We start from the raw sequence: 21699 nt of genomic DNA on the forward strand, positions 1-21699 counted from the left end.
ATGGAGGAGAAGCCCCACGTCCCGGCGGCGCCTCGCAGGAAGAAGTTCCCCGGCTGGGCCGTCGGAATGATCAGCGTCGCCGGCGCGGTCGCGTTGCTGTCGGTCACGTCGTACATGACGAACTTCCCGCAGCTCACGTCGTCCGGCACGACCCAGACCGCGGTCCGGCTGATGCTGCCGATCCTGCTCGCCGGTCTCGGCGGCCTGTGGGCGGAACGCGCCGGCGTGGTCAACATCGGCCTCGAAGGCATGATGATCATGGGCACGTGGGGCGCGGCGTGGGCCGGCTACCAGTGGGGCCCGTGGGCGGCGCTCGTCTCGGCCGTCGTGTTCGGTGCGCTGGGTGGCCTGCTGCACGCGATCGCCACGGTCACGTTCGGCGTCAACCACATCGTCTCCGGTGTGGCGATCAACCTGCTCGGCGCCGGCCTGACGAAGTACCTGTCGACGCTGGTGTTCTTCCCGCTGTCGCACAACCCGCGCCAGTCGCCGCCGGTCCAGCCGTTCGACACGTACTCGGCGGCGGGTTTCGCGGACTGGCTCGGTGAGCTCGAGTCCGGGCAGCGCCTGTTCATCTCGGACGTCGCGGGCATCCTGCGCGGCCTGGTCACCGGCGTCTCGCCGTTGACGATGCTGACGATCCTGCTCGTGCCGCTGTCGTACTACCTGCTCTGGCGCACCCGCTTCGGCCTGCGCTTGCGCTCGGTCGGCGAGAACCCGCACGCGGCGGACTCGCTGGGCGTGAAGGTGTACTTCCACAAGTACGTCGCCGTGATCGTCTCCGGTGGCCTCGCCGGCCTGGGCGGCGCCGCGCTGGTGCTGAACCCCGGTCAGCTGTCCTATTTGGAGGGTCAGACCGGCGGCCGCGGCTTCATCGGCCTGGCTGCGATGATCTTCGGCAACTGGCGGCCCGGCGGCCTGCTGGGCGGCGCGGCGCTGTTCGGTTACGCCGACGGCCTGCAGCTGCGTTCCGGCGGCGACACGGTGCTGGCGCTGGTGTACGGCGTGGTGATCTTGCTCGGCGTGATCGTGGTCTACCAGCTGATCAAGCGGAAGTGGTTCTCCGCGGCGGCGGCGATCGTCGTGGCCGTGCTGCTGTACCTGCTGTACATCAGCCTCGACGAGATCCCCGGCGAGTTCGTGTCCTACGCCCCGCACATGGTGACGCTGGCCGTGCTGGCCGTGGCGTCGCAGCGGCTGCGCATGCCGGCCGCCGACGGTGTGGTGTACCGCCGTGGTTGATTGGGATCTTCTCCGGGCACGGGCAGTGGAAGCGGCGTCGTTCGCCCACTGCCCGTACTCGGGGCTTCAGGTCGGTGCCGCGGCGCTGTGCGACGACGGCCGCGTCATCGTCGGCTGCAACGTCGAGAACGCCTCGTACGGTCTCGGGTTGTGTGCCGAGTGCACCCTTGTCGGCCAGCTGCGGCTGACCGGCGGCGGCCGGTTGGTGGCGGTGGCTTGTCGTTCCGGTGCCGGCGACCTGCTGATGCCGTGTGGCCGCTGCCGTCAGCTGATCTACGAGTTCGGTGGCCGCGAGTGCCTGGTGGACACCGCTCGCGGACCGTTGCCGATGACCGAGGTGCTGCTCGACGCGTTCGGACCGGAGGACCTGCCGTGAGTTTCTCTGCTGTGGATGTCATTCGTGCCAAGCGCGATGGCCTTGTGTTGTCCGACGCTCAGATCGACTGGGTCATCGACGCCTACACGCGCGGTGCCGTGGCGGACGAGCAGATGTCCGCGCTGGCCATGGCGATCTTCTTCAACGGCATGACTTCGGCGGAGACCGCGCGCTGGACGCAGGCGATGATCTCGTCCGGTGAGCGGTTGTCGTTGCACGTGGACCGCCCGACCGTGGACAAGCACTCGACGGGTGGGGTGGGCGACAAGATCACGTTGCCGTTGGCGCCTCTGGTGGCTGCTTGTGGTGCGGCTGTTCCGCAGTTGTCCGGGCGCGGGCTCGGGCACACCGGTGGGACGTTGGACAAGCTGGAGTCGATTCCAGGGTGGCGTGCGGCACTGTCCACTTCGGAGATTCTGTCGCAGTTGTCTTCCGTTGGTGCTGTTGTTTGTGCTGCTACGGAAGGGCTTGCTCCTGCGGATCGGAAGCTCTACGCGTTGCGGGACGTCACCGGGACTGTTGAGGCTATTCCGCTGATCGCTTCTTCGATCATGTCGAAGAAGATCGCGGAGGGGGCTGAGTCGTTGGTTCTGGATGTGAAGGTCGGGTCCGGGGCCTTCATGAAGGATCTGGCTTCGGCTCGGGCTCTGGCTTCTGCGTTGGTGGGTATTGGTGTTGAGCACGGGGTGCGGATTTCGGCTCTGTTGACTGACATGTCGGTGCCGCTGGGGCGGGCTGTCGGCAATGCGGTTGAGGTCGCCGAGTCCGTTGAGGTGTTGCGTGGTGGTGGGCCTGCGGACGTTGTCGAGCTGACGGTGGCGCTGGCTTCGGAGATGCTTGCTTTGGCTGGGATTTCGGCTGATCCGGCTGCTGTGTTGGCTTCTGGTGAGGCTTATGAGACTTGGGCTCGGATGATTCGGGCTCAGGGTGGGGATCCGGACGCTGTGCTGCCGGTGGCGTCGCACAAGCACGTGGTGACCGCGCCTGCTTCCGGCGTGTTGTCCACTTTGGACGCCTACGGCGTTGGGGTGGCTGCCTGGAGGCTCGGGGCTGGGCGGGCTCGCAAGGAGGACCCGGTGCAGGCTGGGGCCGGTGTGCTCTGCTTGGCCAAGCCCGGGGATTCCGTTGAAGCCGGACAGCCTTTGCTGGAGCTGTACACCGACACGCCGGACGCGGTCGAGGGTGCCTTGCAGGCGTTGGAAGGCGCCTACTCGGTGTCGGACTCGGCGCCGGAGCGGTCGCCGCTGGTGATCGACACGATCCGCGGCTGACGTCGCTTGATCGTGGTAGTCGCCGTCGGTTCAGCCTGAACCCGAAAACTCGTCCCTGACGAAATCTGCCCCCGGAGCTCGCGGCTCCGGGGGCAGTTCCACACGTGTCGGACTCAGGCGCCCTCGGCCGCCAGGTCGTCGTCGTCCATGTCCTTGCCGCCGTTCACCGGCTTGGCGCCGTTCTTGCGGGTGCGGCGCTGCGGGCGCGGCAGGGCGGTGGGGGGCGGGGGAGGCGTCGGGGAGCCGCCGCCGAGGATGAGCTCGGCGAAGGTGGCCATGGCCTCGTCCAGCTGGCCGCCGATGCGGAGTTCCGACTCCTGGTTCGACTTGCGGACCAGGGACTGCAGGGCGTCGGTGTCCGGGCGGGCGCCGACGGTCTCGGCGACCTTGGTCAGGCTGGCGTCTACCGTGCCGCCGAGTTCGGAGATGCGGGCCGCGAAGCCGTCTTCGACCTTGTCCAGGCGGTTGGTCATGTTGTCGAGCTGTGAGGTGACCAGCTCCAGGCGGCGGGCCAGGGACTCCAGGCGGTCGGCTGCGTCCACCTGGTCGCGGGACTGTTCGATCGCCGCGTACAGGGCCGTGCGGGCCTCGTCCAGCTTGCCTTCGACGGTGGAGCGGGTGTCGGCGACCGCGGAGGCCAGCTCGGTGCGGGTCTCGGCGAGCGAGGAGGCCAGGGCGTCGCGGGTTTCGGCGACCGTGCCCTCCAGGGAGCCGCGGGTCTCCGCCACGGCTCCTGCCAGCGAGTCGCGGGTCTCGACGAGGGAGGCGGCCAGCTGGTTGTGGCGGTCGGTGACTGCGGAGACCAGCTTCTCGCGGCTGTCGGCGACGGCGGCGGCCAGGTCGGCGCGGGCGGCGGCGAGGGCGTCGCGCTGCTCGTCGGCGCGGCCGTGGATGCCGGAGAACGACTCGGCGAGGATCTTCTGCAGGGCCTCGCGGGTGCCGTCGAGGTGCTCGTGCACGCCCTCGTCGACCTCGTCCAGGCGGCCGCGCAGGGCGGCTTCGAGGGCCTCGATGCGCTCGCGCAGCGGGTTCGTGACGGCGCCGGGGATCGCGTCGACCTTGCCGTCCTGCTTGTCGAGGTGGCCGTCGAGGTCGTCGATGCGCTTGTGGATGCTGGCGAGCTTGTCCTCGAGGCCGTCCATGCGGCCCGCGACGCCCTCGAAGCGGCCGGCGACGCCGTCGAGGCGGCCGTCCAGCTGGGCGAAGGGCTTGGCGAGCTTGTCCACCAGGGCGTCGACCGCGCGACCGATGTCGGCGACGGCGTTGTCCTGGGCCTCCAGCTTGGCGAGGGCCTCGTCGAGACGCTCCGCGAGGACGCTGACCTCGGTGCGGTCCGGCAGCTCCGACAGGCGCTTGCGGACCGAACCCAGCGACTCCAGAGGCGACATCCGGGCGTGGATCTCGTCCAGCGCGTCGAAGATCTGCTGCTGCTCGCTCTCACGGATCTCCGCGGCGCGCGTGAGCATGTTGCGCATCCGATCGAAGGACATCGTGGAGTTGTTGTTCTCTGTCACGGCTGAGTGCCTTCGTCCAGGGGAGGGGGAGACCACGGGAGCCTATCCGCGTCACGGGACGTCTCTGTACCACCCCCGGCAGTAAATGGCCGGGTGCGGACGGGCGACTGACCCGGTCAGGCTACCTGATTACTCTGAACGCCAAGTTACTGGCCGGAAGCATGCGACAGCGACCGGTGATGTTCCTACCTTGGGGTGACTCAAGCCTGGTTGTGGTTGCAGAAAGTTGCTGATCACGGATCGGCAACGACGTTGAACCGACAAATGATCATATCGGCGACAAGATCATTTTGGCCAGCGCTGAAGCGGCGTGTCGGCTGAAGTAACGTGTAGCAATGTCCACGCCGCTTACCTTGGAGTCCATCCGCAGCGCGCCGAAGGTGCTGCTGCACGACCACCTCGACGGTGGCCTCCGCCCGCAGACGGTGATCGAACTCGCCGATGCCTCCGGCTACCAGGGCCTGCCCACCACGGACGCGGGCGTGCTCGGCGGCTGGTTCCGCGACAACGCGAACTCGGGTTCGCTCGTGCGTTACCTCGAAGGTTTTGCCCACACGTGCGGTGTGATGCAGGACGAGGCCTCTCTCGTCCGCGTCGCCGCGGAGGCCGTCGAGGACCTCGCTGCCGACGGGGTCGTCTACGCGGAGATCCGCTACGCCCCCGAGCTGAACATCGAGAAGGGCCTCTCGCTGGAGCAGGTCGTCGAGGCGGTCCAGGAGGGCTTCCGCCTCGGCGCCGCCCGTGTCGCCGAGACCGGCCGCAAGATCCGCATCGGCACGCTGCTCTGCGCCATGCGCCAGAACGAGGGCTGGCTGCGCATCGCCGAGCTGGCGGTCCGCTACCGCGACCTCGGTGTCGTCGGCTTCGACATCGCGGGCCCCGAGGCCGGCTTCCCTCCCACCAGGGGCCTCGACACGTTCGAGTACCTGCGCCAGCAGAACGCGCACTTCACCATCCACGCGGGTGAGGCGTTCGGCCTGCCGTCCATCTGGGAGGCCATCCAGCACTGCGGCGCCGAACGCCTCGGCCACGGCGTGCGGATCGTCGACGACATCAAGGTCTCCGGCGACGGCACCGTCCAGTTGGGACGGCTCGCCGCCTACGTCCGCGACCGCCGCATCCCGCTGGAGATGTGCCCGACCTCGAACCTGCAGACCGGCGCCGCGGCCACCATCGCCGACCACCCGATCGGCCTGCTGGCCAAGCTGCGGTTCCGCGTCACGGTCAACACCGACAACCGCCTGATGAGCGACTGCTCCCTCTCCAGCGAGTTCGCGGTGCTGGCCGAGACCTTCGGCTACGGGTGGGCGGACCTGCAGTGGTTCACGATCAACGCCATGAAGTCGGCGTTCATCGGGTTCGACGAGCGGCTGTCGATCATCAACGAGCTGATCAAGCCGGGCTACGCGGCGCTCACCGCGTAGCTGTCGCCCAGGCGCTCTCGTCGATCGGGCTGAGGGCGCGCAACGGCTCCCACCACGCGCGGTTGGCCGCGTACCAGCGGATGGTGTCCCGGACACCGGCTTCGAAGCCGATCTCCGGGCGCCATCCGAGCTCACGGCCGATCCGCGCGGAGTCCAGCAGATAGCGGCGGTCGTGGCCCGGACGGTCCGCCACGACCGACTTCCGCGACTGCGGCAGCCCCAGCTCGTCCAGGACCAGGTCCGCGATCTGGTCGACGCTCGCCTCCACGCCCGTGCCGACGTGGTAGGTCCGCCCGATCTCGCCGTCCCGCAGCACCGCCTCGATCGCCCGGCAGTGGTCCAGCACGTGGATCCACTCGCGCCGGTTGTCGCGCGCCGCGTAGAGCGGGAGCTGCTCACCGTTCAGGGCTTTGACCGTGAACAGCGGGATGACGTTCTCCGGGAACTGGTTCGGCCCGTAGTTGTTGGCGCAGTTGGTGATCGTCACGGGCAGGTCGAACGTCTCGAAGTACGAACGCACGGCGTGGTCCGCGCCCGCTTTCGAGGCGTTGTACGGCGTGCGCGGCCGGTACGGCGACTCTTCGTGGAACGCGTCGACGGCATCCAGCGCGAGATCGCCGTACACCTCGCACGTCGACACGTGGTGGAACCGCCGCACACCAGCGCGGCGGCAGGCCTCCAGCAACGCCTGCGTGCCGAGCACGTTGGTGCGGAAGAACCGCGCGGGGTCCAGCACGGCGAGGCTGTTGTGGGACTCCGCCGCGAAGTTCACGACGACGTCGACGCCCTCGACGTCGGCCTCGGCGATGTCCGCGTGGACGAACGGCACGCCGGTCGGCAGGTTCGCGCGCGTGCCGCGGTAGGTCAGCGCGTCGAGGGCGATCACCTCGTCCGAGGGGTGTTCGCGCAGCCAGTGACGGGTGAAATGCGAGCCGATGAACCCGGCCGCACCGGTGACGAGCACGCGCATGGTCAGTCCTCCGAAGGAATCGCTGCGACGCCGGGAGGTTCCGCGCCGGGCCAGCCGCGGAACTCGACCTCCAGCTGGAACCGGTGGCCCAGGTAGTGGTGCTCGGACAGGGCGATCGGGCGTTCCGAGGCGTCCAGCGCGGTGCGGCGCACCAACAGCACCGGCGTGGCGGCCGTGACGCCGAGCAGGGTGCCGATCTCGCCCGCGGCGACGGCCGCGATGTTCTGCCGGACGACGGCGATCTGGTTCCCGTTGCGGCGCAACGTCTCCCACGTGCCGGGTGACTCGGCGTCGGCGCGGCTGACCGGTGCGGCGAGCTCCAGCGGCACCCACTCGGTCACGACGTCCAGCGGGGTGTCTCCGGTGCGGCGCAACGAAAGCACGCGCAGCACCTCACCTGCCCCGAACGTGTGCGCGACGCTCGGGGGCGCCTCGCAGTAGCCGTACTCGACGACGGTCCGGCTCAGGTCGACGCCGGCTTCCGCGACGGCGGACCGCGCGTGCTGGAACGTGCCGAGCGCCAGCGGCTGGGCGAACGACGCGACGTACCAGCCGGCGCCCTTGCGTGACGCCAGCAGGCCCTCGTCGCGAAGCAGTTCCAGCGCGCGGCGCACGGTGACGCGGCTGACCTCGTAGCGGCGGCCGAGCTCCGCCTCGCTCTCGATCGCCCCCGCCGGACCGTAGTCGCCGAGCGTGATGCGTTCCCTCAGCTCAGCGGCGACGCGCTGCGACCGCGAACCTGTCATAAACCTGTATCATACAGGCAAGCGCAACCTGCCCTGCTCAAACGAAACGCGGGAGCCCCGCGTACCCCGGAGGGTTACGTGGGGCTCCCGCGTGACTTTCAGAATGCGGAAAGGAGCGGTCAGTTGACGTTGAGCCGGTCCTCGAACGTCGCTTGCAGCGCGCGGAACGCGGCCACCTCGGCGTCGTACGGAGCGGACGGCGCGAGACGGGTCGGGTCCGGCGCGACCACGAACGACACGAGCCAGCCCAGCGACTCCGAGGAGGCGAGCGCGTCCTTCACGGACTCGTCCTCGGCCCACTCGCCCGCGTCCTCGAACAGCTCGACGGCGAGGTCCAGCTGCTGCGGGTCGAGGGAGTCGGGGCCCTCCTCCATGTCCTCGGCGATGCCGGTCAGCACGTAGACGTTCTCGTCGTCCACGTCGACGTCGAGCTCGCCCGCGGTGGCCTTGACCTTCACGTCGTTCCACGTCTCGACCTCGGCCAGGTCGTGCTCGTCGTTCTCGGCGACGAAACGGCTCAGGCCACGCGCGGAGGTGAAGACCTCGATCTTGCCCCGGCGGCCCAGGAACACCGGGTCGTCGCCGAGGTAGCAGCGCAGCGTGTAGAACTCGCCGGCGGACGTGATGATCTTGATGGGGTCGATGCCCGCCTCGGCCCAGAAGCCGGTGGGCTCGGCCTTCTCCTCGTCGGAGTCCTCGTCGTCGGAGCCCGCGTCGACGGCAGCCGCGGCGGCGGCCGCCTCCTCCAGCGCGGCGAGCTCCTCCTGCGCGACGGCGAGCTCCTTCTCCGGCACCTCGGGCGTGCTCACGACGCTGTCGATCGCGTCGAGGACCTCGTCCCACTTCTCGGAGACGACCTCGGACAGCTCGTCCCACAGCTTGGCGCCGTCACGGCCGCTGAACGGCAGCGTGCCCTGCGGCAGCAGCGAGAAGCCCTCCGCGGAGTCGAGCACCTCGTGGACCTTCTCCAGGTCGCAGACGTCCGCGAGGGCGCGCACGATCGCGATGACGTCGGCGAGCTCACCGATCGTCCAGGTGTCCGGGTCCTCGGCGATCAGCTCGGGCACACCGACGAGGTCGAACTGGTGGTTGTCGTCCGGCGAGAGGTCCGCGACGCCCAGCGACGGCACGATCGGCCACGCAGGGTGATCGGTGAGGTCGTGCTCCTCGGCGGTGCGCACGAAGGCGGCGAGATGCGCGGCGTCGGGGAAGACGAACAGGTCTTCCTCGTCACCGAGGAACGCCTCCCACTCCTCGCCCTTCTCGCGCCAGCGGGGTGCCCACAGCGTGACCACGTCACCCTGCGTCAGCCCCAGCTCGATGGGGACGATGTCCTGCGCCATCCTGACCTCCCGGTCACGCCTGCCTGATGCCGTGGGCGAGCCTAACGGTGCTGATCACCGGCGCCCAAAGGGGTTCTCGAAGAACGCGTCCTCGTCGGGGTCCTCGACGATCGGCGCCCTGGACCGACGCTGGGAAGGTGCGTCGGGAGCTGCGGATTTCGGGGGCACGACGGGGTTCCACGTCGACCGGAAGGGTGAGTCGCCGGCGATGGACTCGACGTCGATCGCCACGCCGTCGCCCAGCGCCAGCGCCATCCGGTTGAAGCTCGTCTGCACGGCCGCGTTGGTCGCGAGCCGCACGGTCTCGGTGACGACCTCGCCGACCGCCTGCGGCCCCTGGCCGAGCAGCGCCGGGTGCAGGTGCAGGGCCTTGATCTCGCCCTTCGCGGTGGCCGTGGCCATGCAGAGCCCGTTGGGGTGCTCGACCGTCTCGGCGGTGACGGCGAGGTCGCGCTGAAGCTGTTCGACGGCCTGTCTGCGTTCCTCGTTCACCGCTGCCACCCGAACTCGTCGTCGTCGCGCTCGCGCACGAAGCCCAGTTCGGTCAGCTCGCGCGGGTCGACGACCCGTTCCAGCGTCTGGTGCAGCCGGCTGCCGGCGTTGCGCCGCGCTTTCTCGGCGACGCGCATGATCTCGGCGGCCAGGCCGTGCGGGCCCATCCGCAACGCCGCGGCGCTGACCGTGATCTGCTGCGGCGGACCGCCGGGCGTCGCGACCACCGTCACCGCGCCGTCCGGTGAGGACGCCCGCCCCGTGACGGGATCGCTGCGCGTGACGTGCTCGGACACGGCCTGCTCGACATCGCGCACCTTCCGTGCGGCGCGCTCGACGTCGTCGTCCACCCGATCACCCCCTACCGCGACAGTGTGCCGCATCGCGGAGCAAGGGGTTGTGTGGTTCGAGTCGATGTGGCTGCGATCGTGTGTCCCATGATCCTGCGTTCGGTCGTGCTGTTCGTCCTCGCCGCCCTCATGGAGATCGGCGGCGCGTGGCTCGTCTGGCAGGGCGTGCGGGAGCACCGCGGCTGGGTCTGGATCGGCGCGGGTGTGATCGCGCTGGGTCTCTACGGCTTCGTCGCGACCCTGCAGCCCGACGCGAACTTCGGCCGGATCCTCGCGGCCTACGGGGGCGTGTTCGTGGCGGGCTCGCTCGGGTGGGGCGTGGTCGTCGACGGCTTCCGGCCCGACCGCTACGACGTGATCGGCGCCCTCGTCTGCCTCGCCGGGGTCGCCGTGATCATGTACGCGCCGCGGTAGCCGCTTCGAGCAGCGCGGTGAGCTCGGCGGCCACGTCGTCCAGCGGTTCGATGCTGCGCTGGGCACGGCACATCGCGACCGCGCCCTCGGCACCGGTGACGACGAGCCGGGCCAGCCGCCTCGCCCGCTCGTCGGCGACACCCGCCTCCTTCAGCGCGTCGGCGAGCTGGGTCGTCCAGATCCGGAACGCCTCGGCGGCCGCGTCCAGCGCCTCGGAGCTCTCCTCGATGGACACGGCGAGCACCGGGCAGCCCGCCTGGAAGCCCGACTCGATGACGACCTGGCGCCACATCGTGAAGAACGCCCGCACGCCCTCGGCCGGACCTTTGCGGAGCTTCGCCGTGAGCACCGTCCGCACGGTGTCCGACGCCCACTGGACGGCTTCCGTCGCGAGCTGTCCCTTGCCGCCGGGGAAGTAGTGGTACGTCGAGCCGAGCGGCGTTCCCGCGTGCTTGGCGACCTCGCGGATGCTCGTCGCGTTGAGGCCGCGCCGGCGGATCATGTCGGCCGCGCCGGTGACGATCTGCTGTCGGGACATCGACTCGCCTCTCTGGCTATAACGCTCGTCATAGGTTAGCGTCGATATAACAGTCGTCATAGATCGGAGTTCGCCGTGCCCATGATCGAGCTGACCGCTCCTGCCGGATCGCTGACCGACGCCGGTCGCAAGAGCGTGCAGCGGGACCTGGGGGCGTTGCTGCTCAAGTGGGAGGGCGCGCCGGACACCGCGTTCTTCCGCTCGGTGTGCTGGACCTACCTGCACGAGCTGCCCGCGGGTGCGCAGACGACCGGTGAGGACGACGCGCCGCGGTTCCGGGTCGACGTCCGGGTGCCGACGGGCGTGTTGTCCGACCGGCGCAAGGCCGGGCTGGTGCAGGACGCGACGGCCCTGGTGCTCGAGGCCGCCGGGCTCGGTGAGGCCGACGCGATGCGGGTGTGGGTGCTCATCCACGAGCAGCCGGACGGGACGTGGGGCGCGGGCGGGCAGATCGTGAACTTCACCGAGCTGAAGGCCGCCGCGCGGGCCGCGAAGGCCGAGGGTGCCTGATCTGACCCCGGGACGTCGTGCTGCGGCGTGACTACCACGTCACCCCGTCGGCCGGTAGAAGCCGTAGAACGACATCCCGCTGTTCGTCGTCCGGATCTTCCCGACCTGCACCGGGTCCCCGGCCTCGACCATCTGCCCGTTGCCGATCACCATCGCGACGTGCCCGTCCCACACCACGAGATCGCCGGGCAGCAGCTGGTCCGGCGGCACGGACGCGCCCATCGCCTGGGACGAGGCCGGCCGCGGGATGTCGAAGCCCGCGTTCTTGTACGCCCACTGCGTCAGGCCCGAGCAGTCCGTGCCCTGCGGCGGGTTCGCGCCACCCCACACGTACGGCGTTCCCAGCGCCGACAACGCGTTGCGCACCGCCTTGGCCGCGGTCTCGTTCGGCGCCTCGGCACTGCTGCCGTCGGGCAGGTTCACACCGACGCCGGTGCCGGGCTGCGGCGGGATCGCCACGGGAAGCCGAGGGCCTGAACCGCCGCCACCGCCTCCACCGCCGCCTCCTCCGCCACCGCCACCGCCGCCACCCGAGCCGGCGCCACCGCCTGAGCCGGCACCGCCGCCGGAGTTCGAGCTGGAACCGGACTGGGACGACGAAGAAGCGCTCGAAGCCGAAGTCGTGCCCTCGTCACCGCCGAGCGGCTCGCCGAGTTTGCTCAACGCCCCGACATCGGGCTTCTGCAGCCCGTTCAACTGACCGACGAGCTGCGTGAGCTGGTCGCGCACCTTCTGCAGTTCGGCGGAAGTCCGGCCCTGGTAACCGGAAGCCATCCCGGCCAGGTCCGCGAGCGCGGCCAGCACGATGCCCGGACCGGCCACCAGCGAGGCGGCGACCGCGGCGGCCAGCTTCGGGGTCGCCTTCGACGTGAACTCGTCGATCAGGCCCTGGATCGCGGTGCGCCCGCCGGTCACCGCGGACACACCGGTCGAGGCCACGGTCTTGAACACGGAAGCGTTGGAGGACAACGTGTTCGCGGCCGACGTGAAGGTCGCGACCCGACCGGTGAACGTGTTGGCCTTCTCGCCGGACCACGTGTTCAGCACGGCCGTGGAAGCCGACGAGTGCCGTGATCCGAGGTCTGTCAAAGCGGTCTGCGCGCGGCCGAACGCGTCGCCGGCACGCGTGGCGCCGCCGGTGTCGCCGTCCAGCTTGGCCAGATCTTCCTTCATCGGTGCGATGAACGAGCTCAGGAGTCCTTCGACGCTCATGCACGCGCCGCCTTGTCCAGCGCCGCCTTGTGCGCGTCCTCCTGGGCGATGTAGGCGTCACGGGCCTTGGCGACGGCGGTGCCGAGACCGGCCAGCCCGGTGGAAGCCGCCTTCAGCGCGTCGAGCTGGGCCTGGGCCGCGGTCTGGAAAGCGGCGTTGAGACCCACCTCGTTGCCGATCTTGCCGAAGCAGTCGCCGGGCAACGCCGTCGTGCCGGTCAACGTGCCGGTGCCGACCGCGCCCACCTCGCTCGCCAGACCGCTCACCGCCGACGCGTATCCGGTCAAGGCGTCGAGGTCGGCCCTGAGTCCCTGTTCCGCCATCTGAAAGCTCTTCCCCCAGTCGTGACCTGTTCGCTCCGATCCTGCCCCGATGGGCGGTACCTCGCCCGTCGTTCCGCCAAGATCATGGAACCGTGGGTGTGATCGAGCACTGGAACCGGATCCTGGCATGGCTGGCGGAGCACGCTCCTGCCACCCGTGCCGTGCTGCGTCCGAGGTACGACGCGCTGCCGGAGCTCAGGGTTCCGGCCGACCTCCAGCTGTGGTGGAGCGTCTACGGCGGCACCGAGGAGGGCCTCTTCGCCGAGATCCTGCCGCCCTTCTACACGCCGCTCGGCGCCGATCGCGCGTTCGTGCTCAGGGACACCCACCGGAGCAAGCCCGCGGACGGGTCGGAGGCGGGCTCGCCGACGACCGGGTTCCACCCCGAGTGGCTGCCGATCGCGTTCGACGGCACGGGTGACGTGCTCGCGATCGACCTGAGGCCCGGTGTGCTGCGCGGCTGCGTGGTCGAGTGGGACCGGGAGCGCAGCGAGATGATCAAGCCGGAGTTCACGTCGCTCGTCGAGATGTTCGACCAGGTCGCGACGGCCCTGGAGACGCGCAGCGCGGTCGGGCACTGCTTCCCGATGGTCAACTCGGCCGGCGAGCTGGGCTGGCGGACCTGCTAGACCTTGCCGATGATGTGCAGTTCCTCGAGACCGCTGATGATCAGGTCGACGCCCAGCGCCGCCAGCAGCACGCCGAGGACCCGCACGAGCACCCACGCGTAGGTCATCTGCACGTAGCGCATCAGGATGCCCAGCACCGCGATCGCGGCGAGGTCCAGGGCGATCACCGCGGCGAACGCGGCGGCCAGCACCAACGTGGACGCCGCCGTGCTGGTGTCCGACATCAGGAACAGGTAGGCGATCGCCACCGGGTTCGCGTAGTACGAGGTGGCCAGTTCGTGCGTGCCGCCGGTCGGGTCGTGGTGCGGCTCCTGCTTGCGGCCGAGCACGAGGTCCAGCGCGTGCACGAAGAGGATCACGCCGCTCGCCAGCATCAACGCCCCGCCGCTGATGTGGAACAGCTGGATCAGCAGTCGTCCCGCCCCGACGACGAAGAGTCCGGTGGCGAGAGCGATGCCGGTGGTCGTGAGCGCCACCCGCCAGCGCTGCCCGGCGTCCTTGCCTTCGGTGTCCAGCATGAAGGCCACCAGGATCTTCGGCGGACCCACGACGGCGACGAGGATGCTGAACGCCTCGACGAAGCTCATGCCGTTGATGATCGAGCCGGCGCGGTGGTGCCGCGACTCGGCGAGCGCAACTCACCCCTGGCGGGCGAGCTTCGCGACGTGCCGGCCGCGACCTGGCGGCCCTACCTCACCCCGGCGAACGGGCGTTGCGGCAGAGCTGCCGTCTTCACGCGCGCCCACACCTTCACGGCTGCCAGCGCACTCAGCCACCCGAGCGCGGTGCCCGCGGTGTTGGCGATCAGGTCGTCGACGTCGAAGATCCGGTTGGCCCACAGCAGCTGCGAACCCTCGATGAGCAGCGAGACGCCGTAGCCGATCAACGCGGCCTGGCCGATCGTGCGACGGCCCCAGAACATCAGCATCGCGCCCAGCGGCACGAACAGCAGCACGTTGAGCGTCATCAGGTCGAACGCGATCCGCCCGTCGCGGAACGTGTCGGCGATCCACTGGAACGGGACCAGCTGCACGGCCTGGCGCGGCGGCACGGTCTGCATCGGCAGGAACGTCGCCGCGAACAGCATGCTCGCGTACACGGTGATGGTCGCGCCGCGGAACGTCAGCTGACGGAAGAACAGCTGCGGCAGCAGGAAGACGACCGACAGGAAAAGGCCCCACTGGATGCTCGCGAGATGTGCATTCGTCATGAATCCAAATTAGGAAAATGGCCTTCAGCGCACATCGCGCTGAAGGCCACTTCGGTCCTCGTACTTCCGGTCGAGGTCTACTCGGCCGCGTAGTCCCGGGGACTGATCCCGCGTAGTACCGGACCACACGCCAGTGCTGCGACCAGCGCGACCACGACACCGACGCCCACGGGAGCGACTACCCACGGGGTGAACGGCATTTCCCCGCGACCGACCATTCCACGCGCCAGCGTGAGCAGTCCGAAACCGACGACAATTCCCGCGCCGCACGCCGCGATCGTGACCGCGAACACCGGGAGCATCACTTCCCGGCGCAATGCGTGACCCAGCACGCGAATCGGAGTTCCGGCCGCGATCAACGCACCGAAGGTGCGCCTGCGGTCGATCACCGACCCGGCTGCCGCCACCGCCGCGCCGATCCCGCCGAGCACCGCCGCGATCGAGAGCCCGATGACCGTGGCCCGTTCGAGGTCGGCCATCAGCGTGTCGCCGTACAGACCGCGCTGCTCACCGTCCACCAGCCGCACGCCCGGCAGCGTGCCGACCAGCGCCGTGTGCACCGCGTCCCGGTTCTCTGACGTCGTCGGCACCCCGACCATCGACACCTCGCCCGCGATCGACGGCAGCAGGTCCCTGTCGATGAAGGCGCTCACCCTCCCGGCGCCCGCGAAAGGCCGCGTCTCGTACTGCGCGGGCAGCTTCGCCGTCACCGTCCTGCCAAGGCCGGACGACGTGAACTCGTTGCCCGCCAACGGTGTGGGCGCGTACACGGCAGGTCCCGGCTGACACGTGAGACCGGTCAGCACCTTCGACACCTCGGCACACTGCCCGACGACCACGTAGGTGCCGCGGCCTTCGCTCTTGATCAGGCCGTCGAACATCGTGACGATCGGGGCGGAGGTCGCGAGCCGCAGCGGCGTGACGTCGTGCGTCACCTGTTCCGCGACGATCGCGCTCTCCTGCCACGTCGAGTCGCGGTAGGGGACCTGGCTCTCCAGGCCCGGCAACATGGTCAGCGCCATCGACCCGGTGAAGACCGCGATCACCACGCCCGCCGAACCGCGGAACGCCGCGACCGGATCACCGGAGAGCCGCCGGCCCGCCAGCAACGTCGACGGCCTGCGCCACCGTCCCACGAAGAACCTGCCGACCTGCGCTGTCACCACAGGCCCCGCCAGCACCAGCGCGAACGCCACCGCGCCGAGGCCGAGCAGCACGACGGTGAACTGGCTGTCCCCGCCGGATTGCTGCGCGTACACGATGCCCAGGAAGAACACGCCCATCGCGCCGACGATCGACAACAGCCGCCACGACCGCACCGTGCGCTTCTCCTGCGCCGCGAGTGGCCGGTTCACCACGCGCCGCAGCCCCATGATCGCCGCCGCGACGACCAGCACCGGCGCGAGCACGGCGACCCCTGCCACGACAGCGGGATCCGGCACGAAGTCGCCGGGGAACCAGGTGCCGCCCTCCCACGGGACCTCCGCGGTGACGTGGCTGAACGGCTGTGCCAGCAGAACACCGAGCACGCTGCCGACGACCGCGCCGACCGCCGTCTCGATCGCCGTCATCACGACGACCTGCCGCGGCGACGCGCCAGCGAGCCTGAGCGCGGCCAGGCGGCGCTCCCGTTTCGCCGCCGTGAGCCGTGCGGCCGAGGCGACCAGCACTAGGCACGGCACGACGAGCACCACGAGCCCGACGCGCGTGAGCAGGTAAAGCATGCCGTGGTAGTCGTCGCGGTACGAACCGCGGCCGGCCTGCAGACCGGGCGCGGGGAAGCCGTTCTCGACCTTCTCGTGGCCGATGACCGCGACGAGCTCGTCCGGGAACTTGAGCGCTTCCGGCCCGAGCAGGCCGATCTGCCTGCCGGGGAAACGGTTGCCGAGCTTCTCCGCGGGCGTGCTGTGCACCAGGTCCGCGAGCGCGGGGGAGAGCAGCACCTCGCCGTTCTCCGGGAACTTCGGGATGCCCTTCGCGACGGGCACCGCACCCTGCTCGTTGCGTGCGACGTCGAACCGCTCGATGAGCTTGCCGCCGTACGAATCCTTGTTCGCCGCAATGGAAATGGCGCCGGTCTCGCTCTGGCTCAGGGCTTCGCGCCACGCCGTGCGGTCCGCCCGCGCCTGCAGACCGTTCGGGGCGGCGAGGAGCCAGAGGACCAGCGACACCGCGATCATCACGCCGAGCGCGACCAGCACCGTCGCGACCTGGCTGCGGCGGTCCCTGCGCAGCACCGCGAGAGCGATCCTCACGCGGACACCCCCGCGGCGATGCGACCGTCCTGGATCTCCACGACGCGCAGCGCACGGTCCGCGATCGCCTTGTCGTGCGTGACGATCACGACGGCCGCGTTGGTCTCCTCCGCGGCGGCCAGCAGCGCGGTCATCATCTCCTGACCGGTGCGCGTGTCGAGGGCGCCTGTCGGTTCGTCCGCGAAGATCACCCGCGGCCGGTGCGCCAACGCCCGCGCGATCGCCACGCGTTGCGCCTGACCGCCGGACAGCTGGTCGGGACGCCGTTTCTCCATGCCCTGCAGGCCGAGCCGGCCGAGCCACCGCCGGGCCGCACCGAGCGCCTCGTCGCGTGAACCACCCGCGAGCAGCATCGGCAGCGCCGCGTTCTCCTCCGCGGTCAGCTCGGCGACGAGCATGCCTGACTGGAAGACGAACCCGAACGCCGTCCGCCGCAGCTCGCTGCGTCCCGTCTCGTTCAGCTCGCCGATCGCGCGCCCGTCGAGGAACACCTCGCCGCCGTCGGCGCGCAGGATGCCGGACAGCACGTGCAGCAGCGTCGTCTTGCCGGAGCCGGACGGACCGACCACCGCCAGCACGTCCCCCGCGGAGATGTCGATGTCCACCCCGGCGAGCGCGTGCACGTCGCCGTAGGTCTTGACCAGGCCACGAGCGGCCAGAACCGTGTTCATGACGTTGAAGGTGCCGGGTCCGGGCCCGCGAAACCTCAGCCTTGACGACACACCGGATCAGCCGGATGACCGAGGCCGTAGGGGTGTGGTGGTCCTACCGTTGTCTGCCGTGGACAGTCATCGGGGCCAATGGCCGATCGCCGCCGGGCTGGCGTTGCTGATGCTCGGCGAGCTGCTGCTCATGAACGGGCTGGGCAGCGCCGGGGCACTCGTGTGGCTGCTCAGCGTGCCGCCGTGCATCGCGGCCGTCGCATCGTTCAAGTCGCGTGACTTCGCGATCCCGGTGACCGTGGCGTCGATCTTCGTGTCGTCGTTCGTCATCCGGCTCTTCCACGTGAACATGCCGACGATCCTGAGCCCGCTGACAATCGCCGAGACCGCCGCGTGCCTGGTCCTCACCGCCGTGATCGTGCGCGAGGAGCCGCGCCGCGCCGCCACGTGGTCCGTCGGCTGGCTGATGGCGGTGAGCTTCTTCGCCGCGATCGTCCGCGACAACTGGATCTCGGGGAGCAACTACAACGAGATGCTGGGCTCGCTGGTCCTGGGCTTCGGGGCCGTCGGCGTCGGCCTGTACTTCCGTGCGCGGGACACCGAGAGCGGCCGGTTGATCGCCTCCGCCATCACCGACGCGCAGAAGGAAGAGCGCATCGCGCTGGCCCGCGAGCTGCACGACGTGGTCGCGCACCACGTCACGGGCATGCTCGTGCAGGCCCAGGCCGCGCTGGAGGTCTCGGACGACGACCCGAAGGCCGCCCACCGCCTGTTGCCGGGCATTGTCCGATCGGGCACGGAAGCGCTCGGCGCGATGCGGCGGATGGTCGGCACCCTGCGCCAGGGCGAGAACGAGATCGCCACGACCGACCTGGCCGCCGACGTCATCGCGACCGTCGAACGCACCCGCGAGCTCGGCTTCGAGACCAGGCTGCGCATCGACCTGCCGGACGAGGTGCCACCTGAGCTCGGCCGCTCGGTGTTGCGCCTGGTCCAGGAGTCGCTCACTAACGTGCACAAACACGCGCAGAGCCCCACCATGATCGACGTGGAGATCTTGCGGACGCCCCAGAACGCGCTCCGGGTGGTCGTCGCCGACGACGGTCAGCCGCACGAGCTGAACCAGGGCGGCTACGGTCTCGTAGGCATGCGTGAGCGGGTCGACCTGCTCGGTGGCCTGTTCTCCGCGGGCCCGCGTGAGAACGGCTGGCAGGTGCTCGCCGAGCTACCCCTGGAAGGAAGCAAGTGATCTCGGTCCTCATCGCCGACGACCAGGAGATGGTCCGGGTCGGCTTCCGGATGATCCTCGAGAAGCAGCAGGACATCACCGTCGTCGCGGACGTGGCGGACGGCATCTCGGCCGTCACCGCCGCGCGTGAGCACAAGCCCGACGTGGCGTTGCTGGACATCCGCATGCCCGGTCTGGACGGACTGGAGGTCACCAAGAAGCTCTCGCCCACGACCAAGGTCGTCGTGGTGACGACCTTCGACCTCGACGAGTACGTGCACACGGCGCTGGAGAACGGGGCGTCCGGCTTCCTGACCAAGGACGCCGGCCCGGCCCTGCTCGTGGAGGCGGTGCGGGCAGCGGCGCAGGGCAACGCGTTGATCTCGCCGCAGGTGACCGTGCGGATGCTGGAGCACTTCGCGCGGCCCGCCGAGCGGCCGGATCTCGGGCTGCTCACCGCCCGCGAACAGGACGTGGTGCGGGAGGTGGCGCGGGGCCTGAGCAACCAGGAGATCGCGTCGGAGCTCTACCTGTCGCTGTCGACGGTGAAGACGCACCTCGCGTCCGTGCAGACGAAGCTCAACGTCAAAAACCGCGTAGGCATCGCCTCCTGGGCCTGGCGAGCAGGCCTGGTAAACACCTGAAAACGATGAAGGGTCCCTTCATCCACGTGAGGTGGATGAAGGGACCCTTCATCGTTTCAAGTCAGACGCCCATTGGGTGCCAGACCGTTTTGGTTTCCAGGTAGGCGCGCAGGCGGGACATGTCCGGGGTGACGGAGAAGTCCTCGCTCGCCTTGTTGCGCAGCACGCGCTTCACGGTGCCGGCCGCTGAGCGCTCCAGGTCAGCGCGCAACGACTCGGGCGCGCCGGTGAGGTCGAGCGCGTTCACGTCGGCGTGCGACGCGAGCCACGGCGCGATCTCCGCGGTCCGGCCGGTGATGATGTTGACGACGCCGCCCGGAACATCGCTGGTCGCGAGCACCTCGGACAGCGTGATCGCGGGCAGCGGGCGTTCCTGCGAGGTGATGACCACGGCCGTGTTGCCGGACGCGATCACCGGCGCGATCACGGACACCAGGCCCAGCAACGACGACTGCTGCGGCGCGAGCACCGCGACGACACCCGTCGGCTCCGGCGTGGAGAACGAGAAGTACGGCCCGGCGACGGGGTTCGAGGAACCCAGCACAGCCGCGATCTTGTCCGTCCAGCCCGCGTACCAGACCCAGCGGTCGATCGCCGTGTCCACGATGGACTGAGCCTTCTTCACCTGCACGCCCTCGGACGCGGCGACCTCGGTGATGAACTGCTCGCGACGGCCCTCCAGGACCTCGGCCACGCGGTACAGGACCTGGCCACGGTTGTAGGCCGTGGCGCCGGACCAGCCGGGGAAGGCCTTGCGGGCGGCGGCGACCGCGTCACGGGCGTCCTTGCGGGAGCCCTGCGCGGCGTTGGCGAGGAAGGTGCCCTTCGAGTCGGTCACCGGGTAGCTCCGGCCCGACTCGGAGCGCGGGAAGGCGCCGCCGATGTAGAGCTTGTAGGTCTTCGCGACCGAGATGCGATCAGACATCGAGGTAGGCCTCCAGACCGGTGCGGCCGCCCTCACGGCCGAAGCCCGACTCCTGGTACCCGCCGAACGGCGCGGCCGGGTCGAAGCGGTTGAACGTGTTGGACCACACCACGCCGGCGCGCATCCGTTGCGCCATCCAGAGAATCCGCGAGCCCTTCTCGGTCCAGACGCCGGCGGACAGGCCGTACGGCGTGTTGTTCGCCTTGGCCACGGCCTCGTCGGGCGTGCGGAACGTCAGCACCGACAGCACCGGGCCGAAGATCTCCTCGCGGGCGATCCTCATCGCCTGCGACACGTTGGAGAACACGGTCGGGGCGAAGTAGAAACCCTTGTCCGGCAACGGGCACGAGGACGTCCAGCGCTGGGCGCCCTCGGCCTCGCCCGACTCGGTCAGCTCCTTGATCTTCGCGAGCTGCTCGCGCGAGTTGATCGCGCCGACGTCGGTGTTCTTGTCCAGCGGGTCGCCGACGCGCAACGTGCTGACGCGCGCGTGCAGCTTCTCCAGCAGCTCGTCCGCGACGGATTCCTGGACCAGCAAACGGGATCCGGCGCAGCAGACGTGGCCCTGGTTGAAGAAGATGCCGTTGACGATGCCCTCGACGGCCTGGTCGAGCGGCGCGTCGTCGAACACGATGTTCGCCGCCTTGCCGCCCAGTTCCAGCGTCAGCTTCTTGTTCGTGCCGGCCAGCTGCCGCTGAATGATCTTGCCGACCTCGGTCGACCCGGTGAACGCCACCTTGTTGACGTCGCCGTGCTCGACGAGCGCCGCACCGACGTCACCGGCACCGGGGATGATGTTCACGACACCCGGCGGCAGGTCGCACTGCTGGATGATGTCGGCCAGCACCAGCGCGGTCAGCGGCGTGGTCTCGGCGGGCTTGAGCACGACGGTGTTGCCGCACGCGAGCGCGGGCGCGATCTTCCACGCGGCCATCAGCAGCGGGAAGTTCCACGGGATCACCTGTCCCGCAACACCCAGCGGCTTCGGGTCCGGCCCGTAACCCGCGTAGGAGAGCTTGTCCGCCCAGCCCGCGTGGTAGAAGAAGTGCGCCGCGGCCGTGGGCACGTCGACGTCGCGCGACTCCTTGATGGGCTTGCCGTTGTCGAGCGACTCCAGCACCGCGAGCTCACGCCCGCGCTCCTGGATCTGCCGCGCGATCCGGTAGATGTACTTGGCCCGCTCGGAACCGGGCATCTTCGACCACACGCGGTCGTAGGCGCGCCGTGCCGCCTTGACCGCGGTGTCCACATCGGACTGCGACGCGGTCGAGACCTCCGCGAGCACCTCTTCGGTGCCGGGGTTGATGGTCTTGAGCGGTTCGCCGGAGCCCTCGACGAACTTGCCGTCGACGAGCATCCGGTAGTTCGGCTTGAGGTTCGCGATGTCCCGCGACTCGGGCGCGGGGGCGTATTCCCACATG

General features: G+C 69.6%; 24 protein-coding genes. 9 read left to right on the top strand and 15 right to left on the bottom strand.

Annotation, left to right across the window (positions count from 1 at the left end; translation table 11 throughout):
- The 3 genes from AOM45_RS29975 to AOM45_RS29985 are packed head-to-tail and all read left to right on the top strand — an operon-like array spanning position 1 to position 2889.
- A complete protein-coding gene (locus AOM45_RS29975) occupies positions 1-1242 on the top strand; it encodes an ABC transporter permease (RefSeq protein WP_030470764.1) in 1242 nt (413 codons plus the stop codon).
- On the top strand, positions 1235-1618 hold the full coding sequence (locus tag AOM45_RS29980) for a cytidine deaminase (RefSeq protein WP_236703880.1): 384 nt from the start codon (positions 1235-1237) through the stop codon (positions 1616-1618). Before AOM45_RS29975 ends, AOM45_RS29980 begins: the two co-directional genes overlap by 8 nt.
- Positions 1615-2889 (top strand): thymidine phosphorylase, encoded by a 1275-nt coding sequence (locus AOM45_RS29985; protein ID WP_030470762.1) that lies wholly within the window; start codon positions 1615-1617, stop codon positions 2887-2889. The genes AOM45_RS29980 and AOM45_RS29985 overlap by 4 nt, the downstream gene beginning before the upstream one ends.
- A gap of 113 nt (positions 2890-3002) precedes the next feature.
- On the opposite strand, the gene AOM45_RS29990 is transcribed toward AOM45_RS29985, so the two are convergent.
- Complete coding sequence (locus tag AOM45_RS29990) at positions 3003-4379, bottom strand: coiled-coil domain-containing protein (protein WP_301314443.1); 1377 nt, start codon at positions 4377-4379, stop codon at positions 3003-3005.
- Between the two features lie 359 nt (positions 4380-4738).
- Here AOM45_RS29990 and AOM45_RS29995 point away from each other — a divergent pair, with 359 nt between their 5' ends.
- Positions 4739-5827, top strand: coding sequence for an adenosine deaminase (locus tag AOM45_RS29995; protein ID WP_030470760.1), 1089 nt, complete (start codon positions 4739-4741; stop codon positions 5825-5827).
- Here the strand turns inward: AOM45_RS29995 and AOM45_RS30000 are convergent.
- The 5 genes from AOM45_RS30000 to AOM45_RS30020 all read right to left on the bottom strand — a co-directional run bounded on the left by AOM45_RS30000 (position 5817) and on the right by AOM45_RS30020 (position 9728).
- Positions 5817-6797: a dTDP-glucose 4,6-dehydratase gene (locus AOM45_RS30000; protein ID WP_030470759.1), complete on the bottom strand. Its 981-nt coding sequence runs from the start codon at positions 6795-6797 to the stop codon at positions 5817-5819. The genes AOM45_RS29995 and AOM45_RS30000 overlap by 11 nt on opposite strands.
- Before the next feature lie 2 nt (positions 6798-6799).
- On the bottom strand, positions 6800-7543 hold the full coding sequence (locus tag AOM45_RS30005; protein ID WP_030470758.1) for a GntR family transcriptional regulator: 744 nt from the start codon (positions 7541-7543) through the stop codon (positions 6800-6802).
- A gap of 119 nt (positions 7544-7662) precedes the next feature.
- On the bottom strand, positions 7663-8886 hold the full coding sequence (locus AOM45_RS30010) for a SatS C-terminal domain-containing protein (RefSeq protein WP_030470757.1): 1224 nt from the start codon (positions 8884-8886) through the stop codon (positions 7663-7665).
- Between the two features lie 54 nt (positions 8887-8940).
- Positions 8941-9387 (bottom strand): YbaB/EbfC family nucleoid-associated protein, encoded by a 447-nt coding sequence (locus tag AOM45_RS30015; protein WP_030470756.1) that lies wholly within the window; start codon positions 9385-9387, stop codon positions 8941-8943.
- Complete coding sequence (locus AOM45_RS30020; protein WP_236703881.1) at positions 9375-9728, bottom strand: YbaB/EbfC family nucleoid-associated protein; 354 nt, start codon at positions 9726-9728, stop codon at positions 9375-9377. The genes AOM45_RS30015 and AOM45_RS30020 overlap by 13 nt, the downstream gene beginning before the upstream one ends.
- 87 nt (positions 9729-9815) lie before the next feature.
- Here AOM45_RS30020 and AOM45_RS30025 point away from each other — a divergent pair, with 87 nt between their 5' ends.
- Positions 9816-10142, top strand: a complete 327-nt coding sequence (locus AOM45_RS30025; RefSeq protein ID WP_030470754.1) for a YnfA family protein — start codon at positions 9816-9818, stop codon at positions 10140-10142.
- Here the strand turns inward: AOM45_RS30025 and AOM45_RS30030 are convergent.
- Entirely contained in the window at positions 10123-10680 is a 558-nt protein-coding gene (locus AOM45_RS30030; protein ID WP_030470753.1) for a TetR/AcrR family transcriptional regulator, read from the bottom strand. The two genes, AOM45_RS30025 and AOM45_RS30030, sit on opposite strands and share 20 nt — an antisense overlap.
- 81 nt (positions 10681-10761) lie before the next feature.
- Here AOM45_RS30030 and AOM45_RS30035 point away from each other — a divergent pair, with 81 nt between their 5' ends.
- A complete protein-coding gene (locus tag AOM45_RS30035; protein WP_236703887.1) occupies positions 10762-11190 on the top strand; it encodes a tautomerase family protein in 429 nt (142 codons plus the stop codon).
- 39 nt (positions 11191-11229) lie between these two features.
- Here the strand turns inward: AOM45_RS30035 and AOM45_RS30040 are convergent, their stop codons facing one another.
- Positions 11230-12402: a C40 family peptidase gene (locus tag AOM45_RS30040; protein ID WP_030470751.1), complete on the bottom strand. Its 1173-nt coding sequence runs from the start codon at positions 12400-12402 to the stop codon at positions 11230-11232.
- Positions 12399-12725: a hypothetical protein gene (locus AOM45_RS30045; protein WP_030470750.1), complete on the bottom strand. Its 327-nt coding sequence runs from the start codon at positions 12723-12725 to the stop codon at positions 12399-12401. The genes AOM45_RS30040 and AOM45_RS30045 overlap by 4 nt, the downstream gene beginning before the upstream one ends.
- Positions 12726-12817: 92 nt before the next feature.
- On the opposite strand from AOM45_RS30045, the gene AOM45_RS30050 reads away from it, so the two are divergent.
- Positions 12818-13354, top strand: a complete 537-nt coding sequence (locus tag AOM45_RS30050) for an SMI1/KNR4 family protein (RefSeq protein ID WP_051784242.1) — start codon at positions 12818-12820, stop codon at positions 13352-13354.
- Here AOM45_RS30050 and AOM45_RS30055 read toward each other — a convergent pair.
- The 4 genes from AOM45_RS30055 to AOM45_RS30070 form a co-directional block, all read right to left on the bottom strand.
- Positions 13351-13941 (bottom strand): MarC family protein, encoded by a 591-nt coding sequence (locus AOM45_RS30055; RefSeq protein ID WP_030470748.1) that lies wholly within the window; start codon positions 13939-13941, stop codon positions 13351-13353. The two genes, AOM45_RS30050 and AOM45_RS30055, sit on opposite strands and share 4 nt — an antisense overlap.
- A gap of 101 nt (positions 13942-14042) precedes the next feature.
- Complete coding sequence (locus tag AOM45_RS30060; RefSeq protein ID WP_051784241.1) at positions 14043-14564, bottom strand: VanZ family protein; 522 nt, start codon at positions 14562-14564, stop codon at positions 14043-14045.
- A gap of 77 nt (positions 14565-14641) precedes the next feature.
- Complete coding sequence (locus AOM45_RS30065) at positions 14642-16819, bottom strand: FtsX-like permease family protein (protein WP_030470746.1); 2178 nt, start codon at positions 16817-16819, stop codon at positions 14642-14644.
- Positions 16816-17490 carry an ABC transporter ATP-binding protein gene (locus tag AOM45_RS30070; RefSeq protein ID WP_030470745.1) on the bottom strand — a complete coding sequence of 225 codons (675 nt, stop codon included), beginning with the start codon at positions 17488-17490 and terminating at the stop codon, positions 16816-16818. Before AOM45_RS30070 ends, AOM45_RS30065 begins: the two co-directional genes overlap by 4 nt.
- 109 nt (positions 17491-17599) lie before the next feature.
- On the opposite strand from AOM45_RS30070, the gene AOM45_RS30075 reads away from it, so the two are divergent.
- Both AOM45_RS30075 and AOM45_RS30080 read left to right on the top strand, forming a co-directional pair.
- On the top strand, positions 17600-18730 hold the full coding sequence (locus AOM45_RS30075; protein WP_051784240.1) for a sensor histidine kinase: 1131 nt from the start codon (positions 17600-17602) through the stop codon (positions 18728-18730).
- The gene (locus AOM45_RS30080) at positions 18727-19353 is read left to right on the top strand and encodes a response regulator (protein WP_030470743.1); all 627 of its coding nucleotides are present in this window, start codon (positions 18727-18729) and stop codon (positions 19351-19353) included. The genes AOM45_RS30075 and AOM45_RS30080 overlap by 4 nt, the downstream gene beginning before the upstream one ends.
- A 61-nt stretch (positions 19354-19414) precedes the next feature.
- Here AOM45_RS30080 and AOM45_RS30085 read toward each other — a convergent pair whose 3' ends face one another.
- On the bottom strand, positions 19415-20278 hold the full coding sequence (locus tag AOM45_RS30085; RefSeq protein ID WP_030470742.1) for an aldehyde dehydrogenase family protein: 864 nt from the start codon (positions 20276-20278) through the stop codon (positions 19415-19417).
- Positions 20271-21698 (bottom strand): aldehyde dehydrogenase family protein, encoded by a 1428-nt coding sequence (locus AOM45_RS30090; RefSeq protein WP_030470741.1) that lies wholly within the window; start codon positions 21696-21698, stop codon positions 20271-20273. The genes AOM45_RS30085 and AOM45_RS30090 overlap by 8 nt, the downstream gene beginning before the upstream one ends.
- Position 21699: the final 1 nt, after the last annotated feature.

The sequence above is a fragment of the Lentzea aerocolonigenes genome (assembly GCF_000974445.1).
Taxonomy (GTDB): Bacteria; Actinomycetota; Actinomycetes; order Mycobacteriales; family Pseudonocardiaceae; genus Lentzea; species Lentzea aerocolonigenes.

Excerpts from the sequence above, each read along its gene's own strand:
- AOM45_RS30000 (WP_030470759.1), bottom strand. The coding sequence starts at position 6,797 with ATGCGCGTGCTCGTCACCGGTGCGGCCGGGTTCATCGGCTCGCATTTC.
- AOM45_RS30055 (WP_030470748.1), bottom strand. The coding sequence starts at position 13,941 with ATGAGCTTCGTCGAGGCGTTCAGCATCCTCGTCGCCGTCGTGGGTCCG.
- AOM45_RS29990 (WP_301314443.1), bottom strand. The coding sequence starts at position 4,379 with ATGTCCTTCGATCGGATGCGCAACATGCTCACGCGCGCCGCGGAGATC.
- AOM45_RS30010 (WP_030470757.1), bottom strand. The coding sequence starts at position 8,886 with ATGGCGCAGGACATCGTCCCCATCGAGCTGGGGCTGACGCAGGGTGAC.
- AOM45_RS30045 (WP_030470750.1), bottom strand. The coding sequence starts at position 12,725 with ATGGCGGAACAGGGACTCAGGGCCGACCTCGACGCCTTGACCGGATAC.
- AOM45_RS30070 (WP_030470745.1), bottom strand. The coding sequence starts at position 17,490 with ATGAACACGGTTCTGGCCGCTCGTGGCCTGGTCAAGACCTACGGCGAC.
- AOM45_RS30040 (WP_030470751.1), bottom strand. The coding sequence starts at position 12,402 with ATGAGCGTCGAAGGACTCCTGAGCTCGTTCATCGCACCGATGAAGGAA.
- AOM45_RS29975 (WP_030470764.1), top strand. The coding sequence starts at position 1 with ATGGAGGAGAAGCCCCACGTCCCGGCGGCGCCTCGCAGGAAGAAGTTC.
- AOM45_RS30035 (WP_236703887.1), top strand. The coding sequence starts at position 10,762 with ATGATCGAGCTGACCGCTCCTGCCGGATCGCTGACCGACGCCGGTCGC.
- AOM45_RS29995 (WP_030470760.1), top strand. The coding sequence starts at position 4,739 with ATGTCCACGCCGCTTACCTTGGAGTCCATCCGCAGCGCGCCGAAGGTG.
- AOM45_RS30025 (WP_030470754.1), top strand. The coding sequence starts at position 9,816 with ATGATCCTGCGTTCGGTCGTGCTGTTCGTCCTCGCCGCCCTCATGGAG.
- AOM45_RS30090 (WP_030470741.1), bottom strand. The coding sequence starts at position 21,698 with ATGTGGGAATACGCCCCCGCGCCCGAGTCGCGGGACATCGCGAACCTC.
- AOM45_RS30030 (WP_030470753.1), bottom strand. The coding sequence starts at position 10,680 with ATGTCCCGACAGCAGATCGTCACCGGCGCGGCCGACATGATCCGCCGG.
- AOM45_RS30060 (WP_051784241.1), bottom strand. The coding sequence starts at position 14,564 with ATGACGAATGCACATCTCGCGAGCATCCAGTGGGGCCTTTTCCTGTCG.
- AOM45_RS30085 (WP_030470742.1), bottom strand. The coding sequence starts at position 20,278 with ATGTCTGATCGCATCTCGGTCGCGAAGACCTACAAGCTCTACATCGGC.
- AOM45_RS30005 (WP_030470758.1), bottom strand. The coding sequence starts at position 7,543 with ATGACAGGTTCGCGGTCGCAGCGCGTCGCCGCTGAGCTGAGGGAACGC.